Below are 19,139 nucleotides of genomic sequence, written 5' to 3'. Positions count from 1 at the left end.
ATTGCCCAGCTTTTCGCCCAAATATATCCGGGCACGCATGGCGCAGACAATGAGCATCCGGCAAACAAAAAGGAGGCGACTATCCGGCCGCCTCCTTTTTCCTAAATGCTGCACCCCGTAGTTCTACTTGGTCAGCGCTAAGCGTTGCGTGTACAGCTTGCCGCCAAGCGATAATCGACAGGTATAGAGTCCATTGGCCAAAGCCTGGCCCGATAACGACACATGGTAGTCCTGATCAGCCTGGGCTTGCCCTTCATAGAGCGTTGCCACCAACTGTCCCAACGCATTGTACACCTGAAGTTTGGCTTGCGTGGTTTGCGTGGCCCGGAAGTGCACCGTAGTGCTTTCTGCAAACGGGTTGGGGTAGGCCTCGAAAATGGGGGCCGTAGTCGCAAGGGCGGGCGCCTTCAGTTCCTGCCCTGGATTGCGGCTTGCGGTGGGCGCGCAGCTGCCGAGTTGGTCGCCGTGGCCTAAGTGCGCGTTCAGGGCACCAGCAGCCACGCAGATCACCTGGCCCTTATGGCATACTTGCACCTTATCGCTGCCCGCGCCACAGCGCACGTCCTCCACCGTCAGTGTGAGCGTAGTGGTGGCCTTGCAGCCGGTGCTGCTCGTGGCCGTCACGGTAAAAATGTAAGTGCCGGCCGCCGTGGGTGTGAAAACCGGGGCGGCGCTGGTAGCATCACTCAGACCAGTAGCGGGGCTCCAGGCATAAGAGCTGCCGCCCGACGCAGTAAGTGTGGCGCTCTGTGGCCCGTAGCCAATGTACAGCGTGGGCACCCCGTTTACATACACACTGCTCGGCGTCGCGACAATGCTGGGGCTGGGTTTCTCGCCCAGCACCGTGACCACAGCTGTTCCGGAGGCAGAATTACCGCTTTCATCGGTTACGGTCAGGGTTACCTTGTTTGGACCTACCTGGTCACAACCGAAAGTGGTTTGATCCAGCACCAGCTTCAGGTTGGCCGCTGCCGTGTAGTTATCCGAACTGCCCTCGTTCACCTGCGCGGGCGCAAGGACAGCGCTGCCGAACTCGTTCAGCTGCAGGGTAATATTCTTGGTCTGGACCGTGGGCTTGGTAAGGTCTTGCACTTCAAAGCTCTGCTCCACGTTGGCGGCCGCCAGATAGTTAGCGCTACCGGCTTGCGAGGCTTGCAGAATTATAGTACCGATGCCCGTCACCGTGAGCAAGGAGCCGCTAAGCTGCGCCGGCCCGCTGCTAACTGTCACAGTTACGGGCAAGCCCGAACTGGAAGTGGCTACTACGGGCACCTCGATGGGGCCCGATCCATATACCTGGTTACCAACCGGGGCAAAGGTGATTTCCTGATTTCCCTTGGCAACCGTTAGGGTGCGGGTGATGGCTTCCGCCGGATAATACGCGTTGTTGCCGGGCTGGGAAGCCGTAATTTCGGCACTGCCCGCGCCCACAAGGTGAACCCGGCCGTCCACGACGGTGGCTACCTCGGGGTTAGAGCTCCGGTAGGTTATTGCCAGGCCAGCACTGCTCGTAGCAGGAGTGAAATCGGCGTCGCCTACTTTCTTTTCGGCAAGAACCGGAAACACAACATCTTGATAATCAGGCGCCACAAACCCCTGCAGCTCCTCCACGGTTTTAACCGTTTTTACCCAGTCGACCAGGTAGCCGGCTTCGCCGGACGTGATGTCGGCCACTTTAAGCTGAAAAAGTGCGAGCGCCGTGGGGGCAGAAAGCAAAGTACCATCGGGGCCAAACCCGGTTTTGCTCAGGTCGAAGTAGTAGATGTGCTCGCCGACCTTGCCCGTGTAGCGGTTGCCGCCGTTGCCGAAAGAACCCAAGTTTGTATCCAACGTCAGGTTGACAACGGCAGGGTTCTTGAGTTTGATGGCCAAAATGGGGTAGTTGGCAGGGTATAACGTGGCGCCGGCGGTTCTTTTTATGTCGCCCCGCCCCTTACCGCCCGCCAGGGTTGCAAGGCTGACCTTTAGCTGTCCGTTTTCAGCGATGGCCGTAGAACCACTCGTTGCCGGGGCCCACCCATCGGTACCGGCTGTAAAGTTGTCGTTGATCAGGCCCGTATTCGGATCATACGCTAGCAAGTCGTTCACGCTCTTCACCGTTTTCACCCAATCGACGGTGTAGCTGCTCTCGCCGGACGTGATGTCGGCTACTTTAAACTGGAACGTGCCCAGAGAAGTAGGCGTCGTAATAAACATGGGCCCGGCGCCGAAACCGACCTTGGTCATGTCGTAGTAATAGATGTCCTCACCTACTTTTCCCGTCCACTTGTTGGCGCCGTTGCCATAGGCACCCAAGTTGGTATCCAACGTCAGATTTACCGCTGCCGGCTTTTTCATCTTGATGGCCAGGATGGGGTAGTTGTTGGGATATAAGGTCGTGTTGGGCTTTTTCATGTCGCCGCGGCCCTTACCGCCCACTGGGGTCACAATCGTGATTTTCAGCTGCCCATCCGCTGCCGTTGCCGTGGAGCCCGCAGTTGCTGCCTGCCACCCATCGGTACCCGTGGTGAAGTTGTCGTTGAGCAGGCCAACTGCCGGGTCAACAGCGCCGCCGGTGTACTCATAATCTTCTTTCGGATTCAGGTAAAAGAACAGCGAGCCGTAGCCGGGGTTGTCGGCCCCGAAGGGCGCCCCTTCAGGTCCTGTTCTGCCCAGAACTTCCAAGGTGTAGGGCATTTTCTGGTTTTTGCGAAACACGTAGTGGTTGTAGGCGATTTCGAAAACCGCCCGAAAAACTCCGCGCTCCACGGCGGAAATAGCCTCGGGAGTATAATCCGTGTAGTTTTTCTCGCAGTAGTCGTAGCTTGTTTGGTAAGGCACGTCGTAGCCTAAGTTATACTTGGCCGTGTACTCGTACCCGCGCATGATGGCGTTGTTGGAAGCTGAATACAGGTCCGTGCCCTGCTTCAGTGCGATTTCGGCGATTTCGGCCAAGGAGCCAATGGCCAGCATCGTGTGCGGCTGGTCGCGGTTGCTTTCCTGTAGCTGCCCGGCAGGAGTCAGCACATAGCGGTCGATGCTGCCGTTGCCTTCGCCGTAGTAGAAGTAGTTTACCACCTTGTTGAACATGGGCGTGTCTTCGCTGAAAATGGCAATCGCCATCAGCGCCTTCATGCAGATAATGTCCCAGTTGCCGTGGGCGCAGGGCTTGAAGTTTTGCAGGGTGGGGTAAAACACATTCTTCAGCATGGCTTGGCATTTCTGCACCCGGTCGGCGCCCCACGCTGGGTAGGTGGAGCGCATTAGCTCGGCCGCGTTTGCCAGCATAAAGCCGTACAAGCCGTTGAGTTCGGCGTCGGTGCCGGCAATGCCAACCGTAAAGTCAGCGTAGGCATCGATAATTTCCACGGCTTTTTGGGCGTGGGCTTCGTTGCCGGTGATGTTCCACATCAGGGCATTGTAGTAGGCGGCCATAAAGTCGCTTTCCACACCGTTCTTCACGGCGCCGCCGGAGGCCGTCCCCGTAGGCGTTGCGATGGTCAGGGTAGCATCGCGGGTAAGCAGCTTAAAAGGCCCGGCTTTGGCGTAAGAAGACGAAGCCTTAGATGAAGCGGCCAGCAGCTGATAGCTTTTATAAGCGCGACCAAACTTAGTGTCTACCAAGCTTTTGATGCGGGCTAAATCAGCTGCATTGTGCAGCAATCCTGGATGAACAAACTGCCCAGTATATTCAAATACGGGGTGCGGCGTGCCCACCGGCGTTGCGTAAGCGCGCAACTCATCTACTGAGCTAAAAGTCTTCACCCAGCTCACCTCAAAGGAAAAATCCTTGGCGGCAATCTCTGCCTGGGTGAGGACGATTTCCGCGAGTTTGAACTGAAACAAAGACACGGTAGTAGGCTGGGTACGTGACAGGGTTGTGCTGCCGAGCTTTCCGGTTGACAGGTCCCAGTAGTACACGTTGCCCGTGGCCGTCTCGATCTTGGTGGCGTTGTTGTTGGTGCCGTTATACGAGCCCAGGTTGGTGTCAAAGAAGAAATTTGCCCGCGGGGGCTTGTTGAATTTGACCGCGACAATGGGGTGCGTGCCGGCGTGAAAAGTAACTCCGCCGCTTTTCTGAAAATCGCCGCGGTAGTAGCCCCGGCTGGCATCTTGCACGGCCATGTTCACGACCAGCTGACCGTTTGTTACCTGGCTGGAAGAGCCGGTCACTGGGGTAATCCAGCCGGAGTTGCTGCCCGTCGAGAAATCATCGTTCAGCGCCCCTTGCTGGGCCAGCGCCGACGTGTGCAGCAGCGTAAGGCCGCCTAGGCAAAAAAATGCCGAAAGCATGGTCCCGCTTATCCGCCGGGGCCTGAGTTTGGCGACCGTAAACGTGCGAGCCCATAGTGCCAGCCACAGTACTCTGCGCAAGAGCCGACTGGCCCGTAGGTTAGTAGTAGGTTTTGTCATAAGATGGTGGGGTTGAGAATGTAATAACCATACCATCAGGCTTTTGCAACCGACGGTATGCTAAGCTGAAAGTAGACTGCTACTTCCGCCTAGCCTCCCTGAACCTACCTGATGACTATAATTTTTAAATATAGAATGGTACTCCACCGTGCTTGGTAAACGACGATCAGTGCTTCGTAAGCATGGGGAGTATGCGAATGAGCCGAAAGCCTACAATCAGGCTTACTTGGTGATATAGAATGTTTGCAGTACTGGCGTAGCCGTCTGAAGCTTTGGCTCATGGCCACGGCCGTACTGCCAAGCCACCACCGTTACCTTTACCGGGAATTTGGCACGGGGTGGCACCTCGCTGAAGATGAGCGAATTGCCTTTCAACTCAACTGGGCCTTCCTGCACGTAGTAGTGCACGGGCACGTTCGCGTCGGAAGTAGCTGCGAGCGGCACTGTACTGTGTTTCAGCCTCTTGGCCTTCACATTGGCCAGGGGCGGAAAAGTGATGTGCTGAGCGGCCCCTTCTTTATTCTGGAGCGGAAACCGAAGGTTGGCCTGCTGCACAGCGCTCTTGAACCGGGCGTCGCCGGGGTGGCTCGCCAGCAGCCAGATGTCGTTGGAGCGGCGCGGATTATCCAGGCCCATTCGGTAGAATTGGATGGCCCAGGTGTCGGGGCCAGTTTGCACAACCGGACCGGTGATGCGCGATACGGCAACCGGGCCGGGGGCGTGCGTCAGTGGGGCACCAACCGGCAAATGAGTCCACCGAGGTGGGTTGGGGCTGCCGGCGGGTACAGAGTCCAGAAAGACGCTGCTCACCCGAAAGCTCATGCCGTCGGCCAAAGGCGTAAACCGCAGGTTGATTTGCTGGTGCGTCTCCGTTTGCGGCAAGGATTTGCCGTCCTGCACAAAGCCCAGCAACTGGGGCTGCTTGCCGCGCATGCGGGCGTAGTGCTGCTCGGTCGCCGCAGCCATTTCCTGATCAAAATACCAGAAGGCTTCCGGCACTTTGCCCGTGTAAGCAGCAAACGCCGCCGCGGGAGCCTGCGGTGGGGCATCGGGGCGCCAGCGATCGCCCAGCCAACCTTGTGTCGGGTCGATGGGCGTCAGCAACCCCGGCTTTCCAATCGTGGTGCGGATGGGCAAGCGTTGGGCAACGGCTTTGCGGAGAAAGAGATTCAGGTACTCAATCAGCGGGTCAGAAAAGTCAAAGTGGCCGTGCCCGGCGTCCACGAGCAGCGAAATCGGGGCGGCAGGATGCTGGGTGCGGTAGGTCAGGGCGGGCGCCATGCGGGCTTCCATCCACTCGTATTCGCCAATAACCATCAGCGCAGGCACGCCGTCAATCGTGCGGGAGCCCCAATCCGGATTGGGGCGGCCGCTGCCGGTAAGGTTCGTGAGAGGCGCGTCGCCTTTCAGCGAAATGATGGCCAGGGTGCGCCCCGGGTTCCAGGCTGCAAAGTTCCACGGGTAGCTGGCCAGCGCTGAATGACCGATGGGCACCACCGGCGCTTCGGCCAGTTCCTGGTATCCCGAGGCCGCCGCCAAAGCCTGCATCATGCCTTCAAATTGCTCCCCCGCCCCGTGTTGAAAGTCGAAGACCACGTTGATGCCGGGCGTCACCCAAACTTCGGCGATACCCAGCCTCGCCAGCTCCGCCCGAAACTCGGGGTGCTCCAGCACCCCTTCTTCCAGCATGTTGTGCTGCCCCACCACCACGGCCCGCACCTGTTTGCACTGCGGCGGAATCCAGAGGAAAGCGCGCGGGTGATCGTTGGTTTCGGGCGATACAACTTCCTGCACTGGCACCGACCATTGCCATACCTGCCCAAAGCTTGTGGTAGCGCTTTCACCCCACAGCAGCAGCATAACCACGAACCGCAGCCAGCTTACGCATGATTTATAAATCATTGTTCATCAATCAATTACATTTGGTTCAAGAATCTATTTCTGCTCTAGCTTTGCTTCGCTTGTGGCAGGCAGCTCAAAGCTTACCGCCGCCTGACCGTTTATTTTCGTCTTTTTACCTGCGTAGCGGGCACCATTCAGAAGCAGGCTCTTACCGGCTTTGCCGGGCAGCGTCAGGGTCAGCGGCTGGTCAGCGGAAAAATGCCAGCCGTTGTTTTGCTTTGATAGCGCGGCCGTGGTTGCTCCGCCCTTGGCCGTCAGGGCATAGCCCCCCTTGCTCACCATGCGGCCGTGGCCCAGCAGCAGGCTGCTTAGGTCGGCGCCCTGGAAGCTCACGAGTGCGTAATCGGCTTCTGCGGCCATGTCCTGATGTGTCACGGCGGCTACCCCGGCGTTGGAGAAGATGTAGTCCTGCCGGCCGGCCATAGTTTCCACCCGAAGCCCCACAAACTCGGGCCACGCGCCCTTCGGAGCGAAGCTTGCAACGGCGCGAATGGTCCGTGGCGCGTCGGCTGCAGTGGCCTCGTACACGGCCGCAAAGGGCCGGGTCCAGGCCTGGCCGCGCTGACGCACCACGATTGTGGGCAGTGGCAACTCGGCAATGTCCAGGGGCAGCATGTTGTCGCGGCCGTAGGCAGTGGACTTGGGCGCTTTCATGGTGAAAATTTCGCGCTCGGGTGCGCCCAGCATCCACAGGTGCAGCTGCGCCGTGGGTCGTCCGGGCACAGTTAGGCTGAAGGTGGCCGATACATCCTGGGTCGTCAGTGCCGACTTCTTGTCCCAGAGATAATCCAAGGCAAACAGGTGGCCTTCGGCGAAGGCTAATTGCGCGGTAGGCTGCAGCGCGAGCGGCTGGCCAGCAGGATCGGTTACAGTCAACTCCTGCCCTACCCCGTGGAAGAAATAATCGTGGAACTTGTCGCCTCCCTGGACTTTGTGCGAGCGGAAAATGTCGATGTAATAGCCCGTAGAGTCGCCCGTGCGGACAATGCCCATCTGGCGGCGCTGATCGGCTTGCGTTTCCGGCTCGCGAAACAACACGTCGGAATAGGTAAAAGCCCCGAAGGGCGACGAAGTGATTTGGCCCACCGGCGGGTAGACGCCCTGTACGGAAAAGCCGTGGTTGCTCTTCATCACGGGGTAGGCCGAAATGCCGTCTACCATAACCGTGTTGTGCGCCGGAAACTGGGAGTAGTACTCGGCGTAGTCGGGCTGAAAGTAGGAAGTACCAATGCCCCCTTCGGGGGCCAGCACCACGCCCTGGCCGTACAATTCCATCGCAACGCCGTTCGCATGGGCATGGTTGCCCATCGAGCCGGCCTGCGAGATGAGCAGACCGCGGCGGGCGCTGTTGGGGTTCAGCCGCTGCACGAGCCAGCTTACGTTCGGAGAGTAAAACGTAGGCGTTACGAAGTCCGAAGGCTTGCCTCCCGGAATGTCGTCGCGCAGCAAAGTCGCCGAAGAAAATAAGGCAGCTAAGCCACTACCGCCGCCATGACCGTCGATGTGGCCGGTTTGCTGGCGTACGGTTTTAAGCAGGCTGGTAAACTGCCGCTCCTGCTCCGGCTTGTTGAAGTGCTGGGCGTTGGCCACCATGTTCAGCATCGATTCGGTGGGCAGCGGGCCGTAGTGCGTGTCGCCGAAGCCGACGATGTTGCCGTTTGGAAACGCATACTGCGCCGTGGCCAGCACCGCTTTGGGAATAAGTGGAATCTGAGCTACCAAATCCACGCCGAGGACTTGATCAAAGAGCATCACAAACTCCGTGAAGTCTTTCACTACGTTCACTGAATACCCGGGGCATTCGCTCCAAATGCCAGAATTTGTATCAAATCCCCTCCGAATGAGTTCCGTCAGGCCCCACTGCCGGGTACTGGTTTGGTTGATGATCTGATCGAGGTAGTAGTGGCTGCCGTGGCTGTTGGCGTAGGTTGCGTCGTCGTCGAGCACTACGGCGATCAGCGATACAAAACGGGCTTCGATCAGGTCCCAGTTATTGAAGGGCACGCCGTTTTTGATGATCAGGTCAGCCCATTTCTGCAGGGCCTGATCGTAGAGCAGCTTTTTTTGCGGCGCACGCCTGACTACGTATTCGTGCAGGAAGTCGTAGGTGGAAGTTACCTCGTTGAGCACGTCTTCATGGATAACTTCGAAAGAGGTCAGGCCCACCAGCGTTTGCTGGTGGCTATGACTTAGGTCCACGGGCTCCCTACGGTAGTATATGCCCACGAGGTAAGTATCCAGCAGGTCGTACGCAAACTTGGCGTACTTCTCCTCGCCGGTGTACCAGTACAAAAACGCAGCCTGCTGCGCCAAGCTCATGATCTCGCGGTTGATGGCTTCCACAATGCGTCCTGCCTTGGCTGGGTCGGCCCACTCCCACTGCTTGGTCGTGGCATGCTGCAAATACAGACCCCGTGCGTCGTCCAGGTAGGGCTTGATGTCTTCTAATTTCGGGCGCAGGTAAGGCGTCACGGCATCGCGGGTTCCTGTGTAGCGCACGGTAGGCGCTGGGGCAGCCGCTCCGCCAGCGTAGGCGAAAACCGGACCTTTGACAAAAATTTCGGTGGCTTTGGTTTTCCAGTACATCTGCAGGCGCGAGACAATCCATTGGGGATCAGACTGATGACGCACCACATACGGATCAACTTTGGCCCTAATGCTCTCGAAGATGTGGCGGGCCTCTTCCTGCGTTGTCAGGCGCTGACGCAGTTGCTCCTTACCACTAGCCTTGATCAGGAGGCGCGGATGGCCCGCCGGTAGTGTTGCGGGCAGCTGCACTACTTGGGCAGTCGCAACCATTAGTGAAGGCATGGCCGCAATCAAAACCAGAATGGTTACGATTGCCCGCTTTAGCGTTATGGAGTTTTCCATCATAGAAAAGCAAAATCAGAAAGCGACTTTTCTTGGCGTTCCACTACACGCCCCCAAAGATGGAAAACCCGCCGTCGACGCAGACCATCGAGCCGGTGACAAACTGCGAGGCATCGCTCAGGAGCCACACCAGCGCCCCCTGCAGCTCGTCGGGCTGGCCGAAGCGCTGGAAGGGCGTTTGCCGGATGACCAGCTCGCCGCGCGGCGTGTAGCCGCCTTCGGGCGTGGTGAGCAGGTTGCGGTTCTGTTCGGTCAGGAAGAAACCCGGGGCCAGGGCATTCATGCGCAGCTTGTCGCCGTAGCGATTGGCCATTTCCACGGCAAACCACTGGGTGTAGCAATCCACGGCGGCCTTGCCCATGTTGTAGCCCAGCACCTTGGTGATGGCGCGCTTCGAATTCATAGACGAGATGTTCACGATGCTGCCCTTGCCCGACGCGGCCAGGGCCGGCCCGAAGACCTGCGTGGGGATGATCGTGCCCCACAGGTTCAGGTTCATCACCCGCTGCATGCCGGCAATGTTCAGCTTGAACACGTCTTCGGCCGGGTCCAGCACGCCGTCGGGCGCGTTGCCGCCGGCCCCGTTGACCAGCCCGTCAATCCGGCCGAAGGTGCTGAGCAGCAGCTCGCGGGCGGCCACCAACTCGGCTTCCTGCAACACATCGGCGACCAAGGCCACCGCCCGGCCCCCTTGGCGGGTAATGGCGTCGGCCCGCGCGTGGGCGACCTCGGCGTTGCGGCCCAAGATGCCCACGGCCCCGCCCGCGGCCACAATGCCGTTGACAAACGAATCGCCCAGGATGCCCGTGCCACCGGTCACCACGATTACTTTCTCGCGCAAGGAAAAATCACAAGACATCATTTTGATTTACAAGGATTCATACATAATACTACCGTCGGGGCCCGGTCAAAAGCTTGGTTTTATTTTCCGTGTTTCGGCCACCAGTAGCCGCTCACCGCCGGCGCTTGTCTGCCGGCGGTGCCCCCGGCACCCCGGCGATAAAATCCAGCACAGCTTTCGTGAAACCCTCCGGATTATCCAAGTTGGAGACGTGCCCGGCTTTGGCTATGATGAGGTTTCGCGAACCGGGTATCAGTGTTAAAAGCTTCGCCCGGTTTTCCCGGCCCGCATCGGACCTGTACTCGGGGGTGAGTAGCAGGTAGGGCACCCGCACGGCCCGGGCCGCCAGCCGCGTCAGCACCGAAGTGCCAAGCAACAGGCGCGGCTCCACGTGCAACGGCTGCCAGGCCGACCACTCCCCCACCATCGTGCGCATCAAGGGTTCGGAGTTATCCTTGGCCGGGCCGCTGGATTTGATCAAGCCCACCAGCCAGTCTTCTTTAAAGGCGATAATACCGCGCTGCCGCAGCCGCTCTATTTCGGAGCGGCGGCGCCGGACTTCGGATTCGGTGACGGGCTCCTCCGGGCCGGGTTTCTCGTACACGTCGCCGCTGGCCGCCACCGCCGACAAGGCTTCCTCAGGGTGCAATGCGATAAAGTCGGTCACAACGTAGCCACCCAGGGATAAGCCAACCAAGTGGGCCTGCGGAATGCCCAGCACCTTGAGCAGGCGGTGCAGGTCTTCGGCATGCAGGAATTCACGACCTTCCTGAGGCAGGCTGGAAAGGCCGTAGCTGCGCAAGTCGTAGCGCACCACGCGGAATTTCTTGGCCAGGGCCTGAAACTGGGGGTCCCACTCGCGCCGGTCAAAGGAATGCCCGTGCAGCAGCACTAAAGCTGGACCCTGGCCGGCTTCCTCGTAATAGAGCTGCGCATCGCCAATGTCGGCTACGCCTTTTTTAACAGGCAAGCCCCTAGGGTTTGGGGGGATATGGTTCGACACAATTTCCCGGACAAACCGCGCCAACGCAGGGCTACTCAGGAAGGAGTTGAAGCCCGTGGCCCCAGTTTTCGAAGGATCAACGTGGGTGAGAAAGAACCCGTACACACCGGTGGTTTTGTCGATCCAGGGGTAAGCGCCGGCCCAACTGGGGCTGCTCAACAGCATAGCCCGCCCCTGGGCATCCAGCTCCTCGCGCCATTCACCTAGGCCGTAGAGGCTGCGATGGGTGTTGCCTCGCACCTCCTCCACAAATTCTTTGGCCTTTACCTCCGCCTTGCCCACTTGATCGGCCTGCATTTCCGCCAGGGCTTTGACGGATAGTACCCGCATGCCGCGGTACGTACCGGCGTGGCTGAGCATGTTCAGGAAGTGCTCGTAATCAGCTAGGGTGCTGCGCGCGCCGCCACCCAACATGGGGCTGTGGCCGCCGCCCAAATCGACGGGCGTAAAGTGTGTATGCTGCATGCCCAGCGGGCGGGCGATCTTTTCCTGGAAGAGGGCCTCCCAATCTTTCCCAGTGGCTAGCTCGGCCATGCGGCCAGCTACTTGCATGGCGAGCCCACCGTACTGAAAGCGCGTGCCGGGCGCAGCTTCCAGGGGCAGCGGTTTGATGTTTTTCACCGATTCGGCTAGGGTCTGGTAGTCGTCGCGCGGGTTGCCTTTAGGCTGGTAATCAGGATAGCCGGACGTGTGCGAGAGCAACTGCCGCAGCGTCGCCTGGCCCTTGGCGTCGGTCCAGTCGGGCAGGTATTGCACTACAGGGTCATCCCAGCGCAGCTTGCCTTCGTCGACCAGCGCGGCGATGGTAGCAGCGGCCAACCACTTGCCCGCGGAGGCGATGTACACTTGGGTTTCGGGGGTGTAGCTGCCGTAGTAGTGCTGGTAGATTATCTGATCGTCTTTGGCGACTAGCAGGCTGGCGCCCGGGTAATACCCTTTGGCAATCCACTGCTGAATCTTCTCGTCGACGGGAGCAAAGTCGGCTGCCCACGTGTTCTGAGCTGGGTGCGGTCTCCGTTGCGCCCAGCCAGAAATAGACACCCCGAGGAGGAGAAATACCAGCAACAGCCGATACTCCAGCAGGCATAGGCCATTCAACAACCGAGAAGCTTGTCTGAACCGGGCGCTCATCGTTTAAACGAGACCTCCTGGGTGAACTCGCCCACGTGAATGTTTCCGGCGGCCGCATCCAACACCGGCCTGCCGTTGAGGCGTAAGTTCTCGAAGCGCACGTCACGCACCTGCCCCGCTCCGCTCAATCCCTGTAGCACCGAAGGATTCGCCAAGTTGCCCGAGTAGCTGATGTTTTTGAATACTACATGCTCGATGTTGCGGCCGGGCCCGGTGTTGTACTTCGGGTTGTTGAGCACGCGCAGATTGAAGAGCTGACCTTCTTCAAAGTCTTCGATGCGTATATCTTCGTAATGGATATCGCGCACCAGATTCAAATCGCCGCAGCTGACGGCCAGGCACCCCTGGTAGTTGGGGTCGTCCTCGTCGTGCTCCAGAATGTCGATGTTGCGGAAGGTAATGTGCTCAATGGTGTCGCCGGGGTGGGTGGTGTTGCCGTGTAGACCGATGTTGGTGGGGTGCGCAACGTCGGCCCAAAGGGTGGAGTTCTGCACCGTGATGTTGCGGGAGCTGCCGTAAAACTGCCAGCGGTGGCCGTAGAGCGCCACACAGTCGTCGGATGTGCGCAGAAACACGTCGTCGACCAGCACATCTGAGCAACTCATCAAATCGATGCCGTCGCTCCACGGTTTGGAGCTGAAAGTCTTGAGGTTACGAATGGTCAGATGCTCTGACTGTCCGCCGTAGACAGTGTAGTGCTGCGGGTTGCGCACGATAAGGCCCTCAATGGTGACGTTGCGGGAAAAAGTCACCTCTATTCCCCGTTCGGGCTGATCGAGGATGCCGCGGCCGATGATGCGCACATTTTCCGCGTGGTCGACCAGCAACTTTGCTCGTAGCACGGCCCCGCCGGCCAAATATACCGTCGTGTTGCTGGGCACGTTGATGACGCTGCCCGGTAAGTCGGGCGGGGTATGAATGCCGGGCCCGAAATACAGTACGTGCGGGTCCTTGGGGTTTGGTTTCTCGGTTTCCAGAGCGTTGGCAAACAGATGCAGGTTCTGCAGCTTGTCGCCGTTGAACTCCACCGATACTTTGCGGGGCCGGTCGAGGGTGAAGTATACCGTGTTGCCTTCCTGCCGCGGCCTCAGGCCGTAGGAAAGCGGCCGAATGCGTACCTGCTGCACGGCCCCGTTGTTTTTGCGCACGGCCACCTCCACCGTGCCGCCAAAGTCGAAAGTAACCATGGAGGCGTCGCGCACCTTGTCCAGGTCTACCTGCACGCTGTACTCGAACAGCTCCTGCCACTCGCCTCCCGCCTGCCGTACCCGGACCGTGTAGTCGTCGTTGTGCTGCGAATACAGTACCCCGTTTGGCACCGGATGAATGACCAGGCCCGGCTGCGCCAAGGCTGCCGAGCCAAGAGGCAGCAAAAGCCAGCTGGCCAAAAGGATAAGGGTACGCATCAGGAGATAAATACTAGTTAATTATCTGAAAGTCAGATAATTATTTTTTAGATACCCGATACAGACGAGCGCCGAACAGGAAGATAACTGTGTAGCAGATGATGGGCAGGTAGTAGGCTGCGGCCACGTCATGGTTGGCGATTTTGCCCATCAGATAAGGAAAGATTGCTCCACCCGCCACGGTCATAACCAAGTACGAAGAGGCCTGCTGAGTGCGGGCCCCCAGGTCTTTGATGCCCAAGCTGAAAATGGTGGGGAACATGATGCTGAAGAAGAAATTCAGCAGCAGCAGGGCAATGAACGAAGGCCACCCCCAGCTCTGGGCGATGACTACGCACAGCAGCGCATTGGCCAGCGCAAAAGTGGCCAGCAGCTTATTGGGGGCAACGAAGCGCATCAGGAAAGTGCCCGCGAAGCGCCCGACCATCATCATCACCATGCTCAGGGCAAAGTAGCGCGAGGCAGTCGCGTCGGCGAAGCCCATCTTCTCGGCGCCGTAGTTGATGAAGAAGGCCCACGTACCGCCCTGGGCAGCTACGTTGAAGAACTGCGCCACCACAGCCCACACAAAGTGGCGGTGCTGAAACAACCCTTTCGGCTCGGCGACTTCCTCCACGGTGCCGCTGTAAAAGCCGGCCTCGGTTTCGGCGTGCACCGGGGCAGCGTGGGCATCCTGTAAGGTGGGTACCTTCACGAAAGCAAAGCAGACCCCGATAAACAAAATGACGCTGCCGATGATGAGGTACAGCGTTTTCACCGACGATAAGTCGCCGTTGGTGTGCACGCCGCTCAGAATAAAGTGGCTGCCCATCAACGGCCCAATCACCGCCCCTAATCCGTTGAAGGCCTGGGCAAAATTCAGGCGCTGGTCACTCGTAGCCGGCGCGCCCAACGACGCCATGAAAGGGTGCGCCACCGCTTCCAACGTTGCCAGTCCGCAGGCGAGCACAAACAACGCTCCCCGGAAGAAGCTGAAAGACTGCGCATTAGCAGCCGGCACAAACAAGAAGGCCCCGAGCGAGTACAGCACCAGGCCCAGCAACACGCCGTTCTTATAGCCGAAGCGTTTCATAAACAACCCGGCCGGAATGCCCATAATGGCGTAGGCCCCAAAGATGGAGAACTGGACCAGTCCCGACTGCGCTTTGCTCACGCTCAGCACGTTCTGGAAGTGCTTGTTCAGCACGTCGCCCATGGTAATGGCGATGCCCCAAAGCATAAACAGCGACGTGACGAAGATGAGCGTGGTCAGGTACTTTCGCTCGGTAAACGAGGCCGCCTTCGCGGTAGGCGGACTAGCCAGCGTAGTGGTGTGTTCCATGGGATATGCGATGAAATTGAATGATTGGAGAAGAAGAGAGGGCCACAGAAGTTAAATCATTCTCTCTACGGCCGTGAGCACCCGAACCGGCCCAAGCAGGCCGGACTCGAGTAGCGGGTCGGTTTTGGCGAACACGCGCCAGGTGCTGAAAGCTGTGCGCGGTCCCGGCTTGGGCTGACCGTTGCGGTACCACGCGGGAAGCTGCTTGATGGCGCCCCAAGGCTCGTATTCAGCCTCCACGGGGAGGTGTTCATCGCCGATGAGGCGGTTAGGCCACAGGTTGGTAACGCGCACTTCCACAGCGTTTTGCCCCGCGCGGGCCGCTGAAGTGATCTCCACCCGAAACGGCGGTTTCCATACTTGCCCCAGTTCCTCCCCGTTTAGCTTCACTTCGGCCAGCGCTGCCACCCGACCCAAGTCGAGGTACAGGCGCTGGCCCACCGTAAGGGCTTGCGTGGGCAGCTCCAGGATAGTGCGGTACACGGCCGTACCAGAGAAGTGGCGCACGTTGAAATCCTCCTGCTTGTGCCAGGATTGCAACTGGGGCAGCACAACGGGTTTAGGAACTCCGGGCCCCTTACCCAGAAAGCTGATCTGCCAAGGGTTGGTTACTGGCCGGGGCGCAGGCACGTGACGCACCCGCACGCGCCGAGCACGCCCACCGGCGACGGGCTGCAGCTCATAAGTCCCAGGTTTCCAAACCTGTAGCATCTGACGTTGCCCAGCCGTACCCTGAACCAGCTCCACAGTAGGCAGGCTGAGTTCATCGGGCAGACCCTGCTGGTATTGCGCCAACACTTGCGCCTCGCTCAGCACCTCGCGTAGCAGTAGCGGCTCCGTGGAATCGCCTTCGAAGAAGACCATATCTTGCTCTAAGGCCGCCGGCGTGTGCAGGCCGGGGTGCACAATAGCGCTTGATTTTTTGCCTTGCCCAGCGACCTGGCCGTTGAGGTAGACGGTAGGCACACCGCCACGGTACACAAGCGCCAAGTGCGTCCAGCCGGTGAGGGGCTGCTCGGCAAACAGCACTTCAGTTAAGCGGTCGGTGCGCTCGAGCAGGCGCACTCCATTCAGCCCCGCAGCAAGGGCGCAGGCAGCATGTCCTGCCCCGTAAACCACAGCGCCGGCTGCCGGGTAAAAGAGCAGGCCGCGGCCGGGTAGCATCATCACGTCGGGCTTCGCCCAGAGGCTTATCGAAAAGTCGTCCTGCACGTCGGCATGAGGGGCGGCAACCGGCGCGCCGTAGGGCTTACTGCTCAGCACGACTTTGCCTTCGCGCATGAGGGAAGCCACCGACGGTGCCGCGGGCTTGCGAAAAACCACGAATACTGAACCCGCAGGCTCCAGGCGGATGGGCAAACATGTACGGCCAACTTCCGTCTCGAACACCGCGGGGGCAATCACACGACCCGTTTCTGCATCCCATAGCTCGGGCTGCTGCCTCGCTGCCCGGAAGCTGCACACCAGCTCTTCCACCCGGCGGTGACGGTTGGCAATAAAGTACACGTCGGTCTCGCCTACTTGCCGGTGGATGTAGTGTACGGCCGTATCATTTCGCGGGGACGTATAGTCGAAGTCAGGCTGCGCGCCCAGCTTTGGCAGCAGCTTCTCGAGCGGCACGCCTCGAAATATTCTCCCCTGCCCTAGCGGCCTCTCGGTCACCGCCTTGCCATCCAGGTTACCCCAGATTTCCTGCACCAAAGCCTGCAGGGTGGCCTCGCCGGTGGTAGCTTCACTGGCTGCCTTTCGTTGGGCGCTCAGGCCCGGTACTGTAGTGGGGGGCTCCTGAACCAGTACTTGAGCACCAGCCTTTACCAAGTCACACACTTTGCGCAGCACCTCCACGGACAAAGCGTGTGCAGGCGGCAGAACCAGCAGGCGGTAGCTCAAGCCGTCGGGCAAGGCAATGCGGTTGTTTTGCACTGAAAACCGCGAAAGCAGCGCTTCACGGCCGGTAATGTCGGCGGCATACCCCAACGGCACCGCAGGACGCAGAATCGCGTTGCCCGGCAATTTGGCGTTGATGATGTCGCCTTTGTAGTAGCACAGGTCGGCCACGAAGCGGCCTTGCTGCAGCAAGTACTGCGCCCGGGTGAGGTAGCCCGTCCAGCCGTGCATCTGCCGCATCCAAGTCGAGTTGCGATCGAAATGTGTGCCGAAAGGTCCCATGGTCATGCCGGGTTGCGCGCTGGGGTGCGGTTGGTGCACCATCACGTGCAACAGAAAACGGTTGATGCCCATCGTCATCATCCAATCGCCCTCGGCTTTGAGCGAATAGGGATAGTCGGTGAACTTAGACGTGCGCGGCTCCCCGGTGTAGGCTTCAGCCCCGGCAACGGGCGAACCGTACAGGTGCGCCGCCGACGCGGCCAGCCGGATGTAATCGATGCCGCCGTACGTGTAGCGGGTCCAGAACTCGCCCAGCGGAGTGTCGAGCTGACCCGCGACTTGCAGCGAATCGAAGTTGCCATCGCCGTAGGGCTCGCCGCTGAACTGCAGGCCGTGGGCGTGGCAAAGCGTGCGAAAGTGGCCGTAATAGTTCTCAGCAAGCAGGTCAGCGAAGGTGCGGCGCACGTCCGTGAGAAACCGCTCGGTTACGTCTATGCTTTCCACGACTCGGCCGGTCATGGCCAGCAAGTAAGGCCGCAAGTCGTAGCCTTGGCGCTGCTGAAAATCAGCGGGAAAGTCGCGGGTCCAGTTTTGCTTGCCCGCTTCCCAACTATCGGTGTGCAGCCCCACGAAGCTGTGGCCTACGTAGGGCTTCAGGCGGGTGATGATCGGGACCAGCAGCGTTTCAAAATGCGTGTTCAACGCTTCCTTGCGGTACTTGTCGCATTCTAGGCCGATGCCCGACTCGGGGGCCGCCGCCACGACTTCACCCGTAGTGGTATGACCAATGCGAACGATGGTCCAGCGGCCGGGCGGGGCCGCCCAGGTTAGTTTTCCCTGCTGATCCAAAAACCTTGTCACATCCACCACCTTGTCGGGGCCGATAACTTGCTCAGCTGGCCACTCTTCGCGCCCGACCATCTCCGCAGCGAACTCCCCGTAGCCGGTTTTTGCGGGCCAGTCAGGCAATCGCGGCGCTTGGTGCAGGGCAACCTCGCTTAGGTAGGTGGGGCTGCCGGTACTCAGGCGGAAGTACCGGGCTTTAACGGCCGGAAAGGCGGCTACCCCGGGCACGTCCATCGCGCGCAGCGCTGGCATGCGCACCTCGGCTACAGAACGAAAAGTTTGCCCGTCGTCGGAGGCTTCCAAGCGAAAAACGGGCGGGTAATCGCGGGGGCCATCGTGCGGATCAAGGGGGGCTTCGGGCTGGCGCTGCAGCGTAATTGCGCGAGCTTCATAAGGCTGGACAAATTCCAACAGCAAAGCCGCCGGGGTTTTCGCAGCTGCCGCCGGCACCATTCGGATAACCTTCTCAGTATCTATATCTTGCAAAACATTGACGTTCAATGCTTTGCCATCTAGCGTTGCGCGGCGCACTTGCTCCCACATGCTGCTTGTCTCAACGGGCAGCGATGGATAAGCCAGAACATAGGCGTCGCGATAGTAGCCGTGCTTGGCCTGCGGCCGGGGCAGCACCACCGCCACGCGTGGGCGGCCGGTGCTGTGCACCAACGTCTCGGTCCACACCAATTGCTGCATGGAATTTTCGGGCGTAATCCAGGGGCCACCGGTGCCCGAATAGCCAGGCGCATTGTGCAGGGAAAGTTGCAGGCCGAGGCGCTGCGCTTCCTGAGCGGCGTGCTCCACCAGCTCCAGCCAGACGGTGCTCGCGTAGTCTACGGGGCCACGCGGAATGCCTACGCCGTTGTTGAAGATGTAGGCGCCGCCCAACCCCATCTGCTGCATCGCCTCTAAGTCGAGCGTAATGCCTTCGCGCGTGATGTTGCCATTCATCCACTGCCAGAACGTGTACGGCTTGGCAGAAGCAGGCGGGGTCAAAAAGCCCTGCGCCAACGCGTCGTCCGTCGCTACTCCTAAGTTGCCCTGCCTAAATGCATCCGACGGGGCGGCCAGCAACCCGGGCCGTACGAACCCCGGCAGCAGGCTCAGGCCGAGCGAGGTGGTGGCCGTGGTCTTGAGAAAGTCACGTCGTTGCATGGAGAAGAAAAGTCAGCCGGTGAAGCAGTCCGCAGTCTGCTTTTGAAGAAGCTGGAGTGGGCTGCAAATTGGGGCAACGGGAAAGCAGAGAAATGCCCTGCTGCGATGGTTCAAATAACCTTCTTCGGTTCTGCGTAGGCTTCCTGAACTCTCCTGATAAACTTG

At 59.6% G+C, this 19,139-nt stretch carries 8 protein-coding genes; all 8 read right to left on the bottom strand.

All coding sequences use genetic code 11. From position 1 onward, the window contains the following. Positions 1-123 precede the first annotated feature (123 nt). The 8 genes from FHG12_RS16825 to FHG12_RS16790 all read right to left on the bottom strand — a co-directional run bounded on the left by FHG12_RS16825 (position 124) and on the right by FHG12_RS16790 (position 18,974). A complete protein-coding gene (locus FHG12_RS16825) occupies positions 124-4,272 on the bottom strand; it encodes a DUF4979 domain-containing protein (protein ID WP_165699437.1) in 4,149 nt (1,382 codons plus the stop codon). 342 nt (positions 4,273-4,614) lie between these two features. After that, on the bottom strand, positions 4,615-6,294 hold the full coding sequence (locus FHG12_RS16820; RefSeq protein WP_230471171.1) for a hypothetical protein: 1,680 nt from the start codon (positions 6,292-6,294) through the stop codon (positions 4,615-4,617). Positions 6,295-6,327: 33 nt separating this feature from the next. Next, the gene (locus FHG12_RS16815) at positions 6,328-9,168 is read right to left on the bottom strand and encodes a heparinase II/III domain-containing protein (RefSeq protein ID WP_139516829.1); all 2,841 of its coding nucleotides are present in this window, start codon (positions 9,166-9,168) and stop codon (positions 6,328-6,330) included. A 40-nt stretch (positions 9,169-9,208) separates the two neighbouring features. Next, a complete protein-coding gene (locus FHG12_RS16810) occupies positions 9,209-10,006 on the bottom strand; it encodes an SDR family oxidoreductase (protein ID WP_230471170.1) in 798 nt (265 codons plus the stop codon). 112 nt (positions 10,007-10,118) lie between these two features. Continuing rightward, positions 10,119-12,050 carry a class A beta-lactamase-related serine hydrolase gene (locus tag FHG12_RS21020; RefSeq protein WP_230471169.1) on the bottom strand — a complete coding sequence of 644 codons (1,932 nt, stop codon included), beginning with the start codon at positions 12,048-12,050 and terminating at the stop codon, positions 10,119-10,121. An 86-nt stretch (positions 12,051-12,136) separates the two neighbouring features. After that, positions 12,137-13,546: a glycosyl hydrolase family 28 protein gene (locus FHG12_RS16800; protein ID WP_139516828.1), complete on the bottom strand. Its 1,410-nt coding sequence runs from the start codon at positions 13,544-13,546 to the stop codon at positions 12,137-12,139. A 40-nt stretch (positions 13,547-13,586) separates the two neighbouring features. Next, a complete protein-coding gene (fucP, locus tag FHG12_RS16795) occupies positions 13,587-14,867 on the bottom strand; it encodes an L-fucose:H+ symporter permease (RefSeq protein ID WP_139516827.1) in 1,281 nt (426 codons plus the stop codon). A gap of 51 nt (positions 14,868-14,918) precedes the next feature. Then, positions 14,919-18,974, bottom strand: coding sequence for a glycosyl hydrolase (locus FHG12_RS16790; protein ID WP_139516826.1), 4,056 nt, complete (start codon positions 18,972-18,974; stop codon positions 14,919-14,921). Positions 18,975-19,139: the final 165 nt, after the last annotated feature.

This window comes from Hymenobacter jejuensis, from assembly GCF_006337165.1.
Lineage (GTDB): Bacteria > Bacteroidota > Bacteroidia > Cytophagales > Hymenobacteraceae > Hymenobacter > Hymenobacter jejuensis.
This window is presented reverse-complemented; position numbering and strand designations above follow the sequence as displayed.

Bases quoted from the DNA above. Each gene is read 5' to 3' on its own strand.
- FHG12_RS16800 (WP_139516828.1), bottom strand. From the start codon at position 13,546: ATGCGTACCCTTATCCTTTTGGCCAGCTGGCTTTTGCTGCCTCTTGGC.
- fucP (WP_139516827.1), bottom strand. From the start codon at position 14,867: ATGGAACACACCACTACGCTGGCTAGTCCGCCTACCGCGAAGGCGGCC.
- FHG12_RS16790 (WP_139516826.1), bottom strand. From the start codon at position 18,974: ATGCAACGACGTGACTTTCTCAAGACCACGGCCACCACCTCGCTCGGC.
- FHG12_RS16825 (WP_165699437.1), bottom strand. From the start codon at position 4,272: ATGCTTTCGGCATTTTTTTGCCTAGGCGGCCTTACGCTGCTGCACACG.
- FHG12_RS16815 (WP_139516829.1), bottom strand. From the start codon at position 9,168: ATGATGGAAAACTCCATAACGCTAAAGCGGGCAATCGTAACCATTCTG.
- FHG12_RS16820 (WP_230471171.1), bottom strand. From the start codon at position 6,294: ATGATTTATAAATCATGCGTAAGCTGGCTGCGGTTCGTGGTTATGCTG.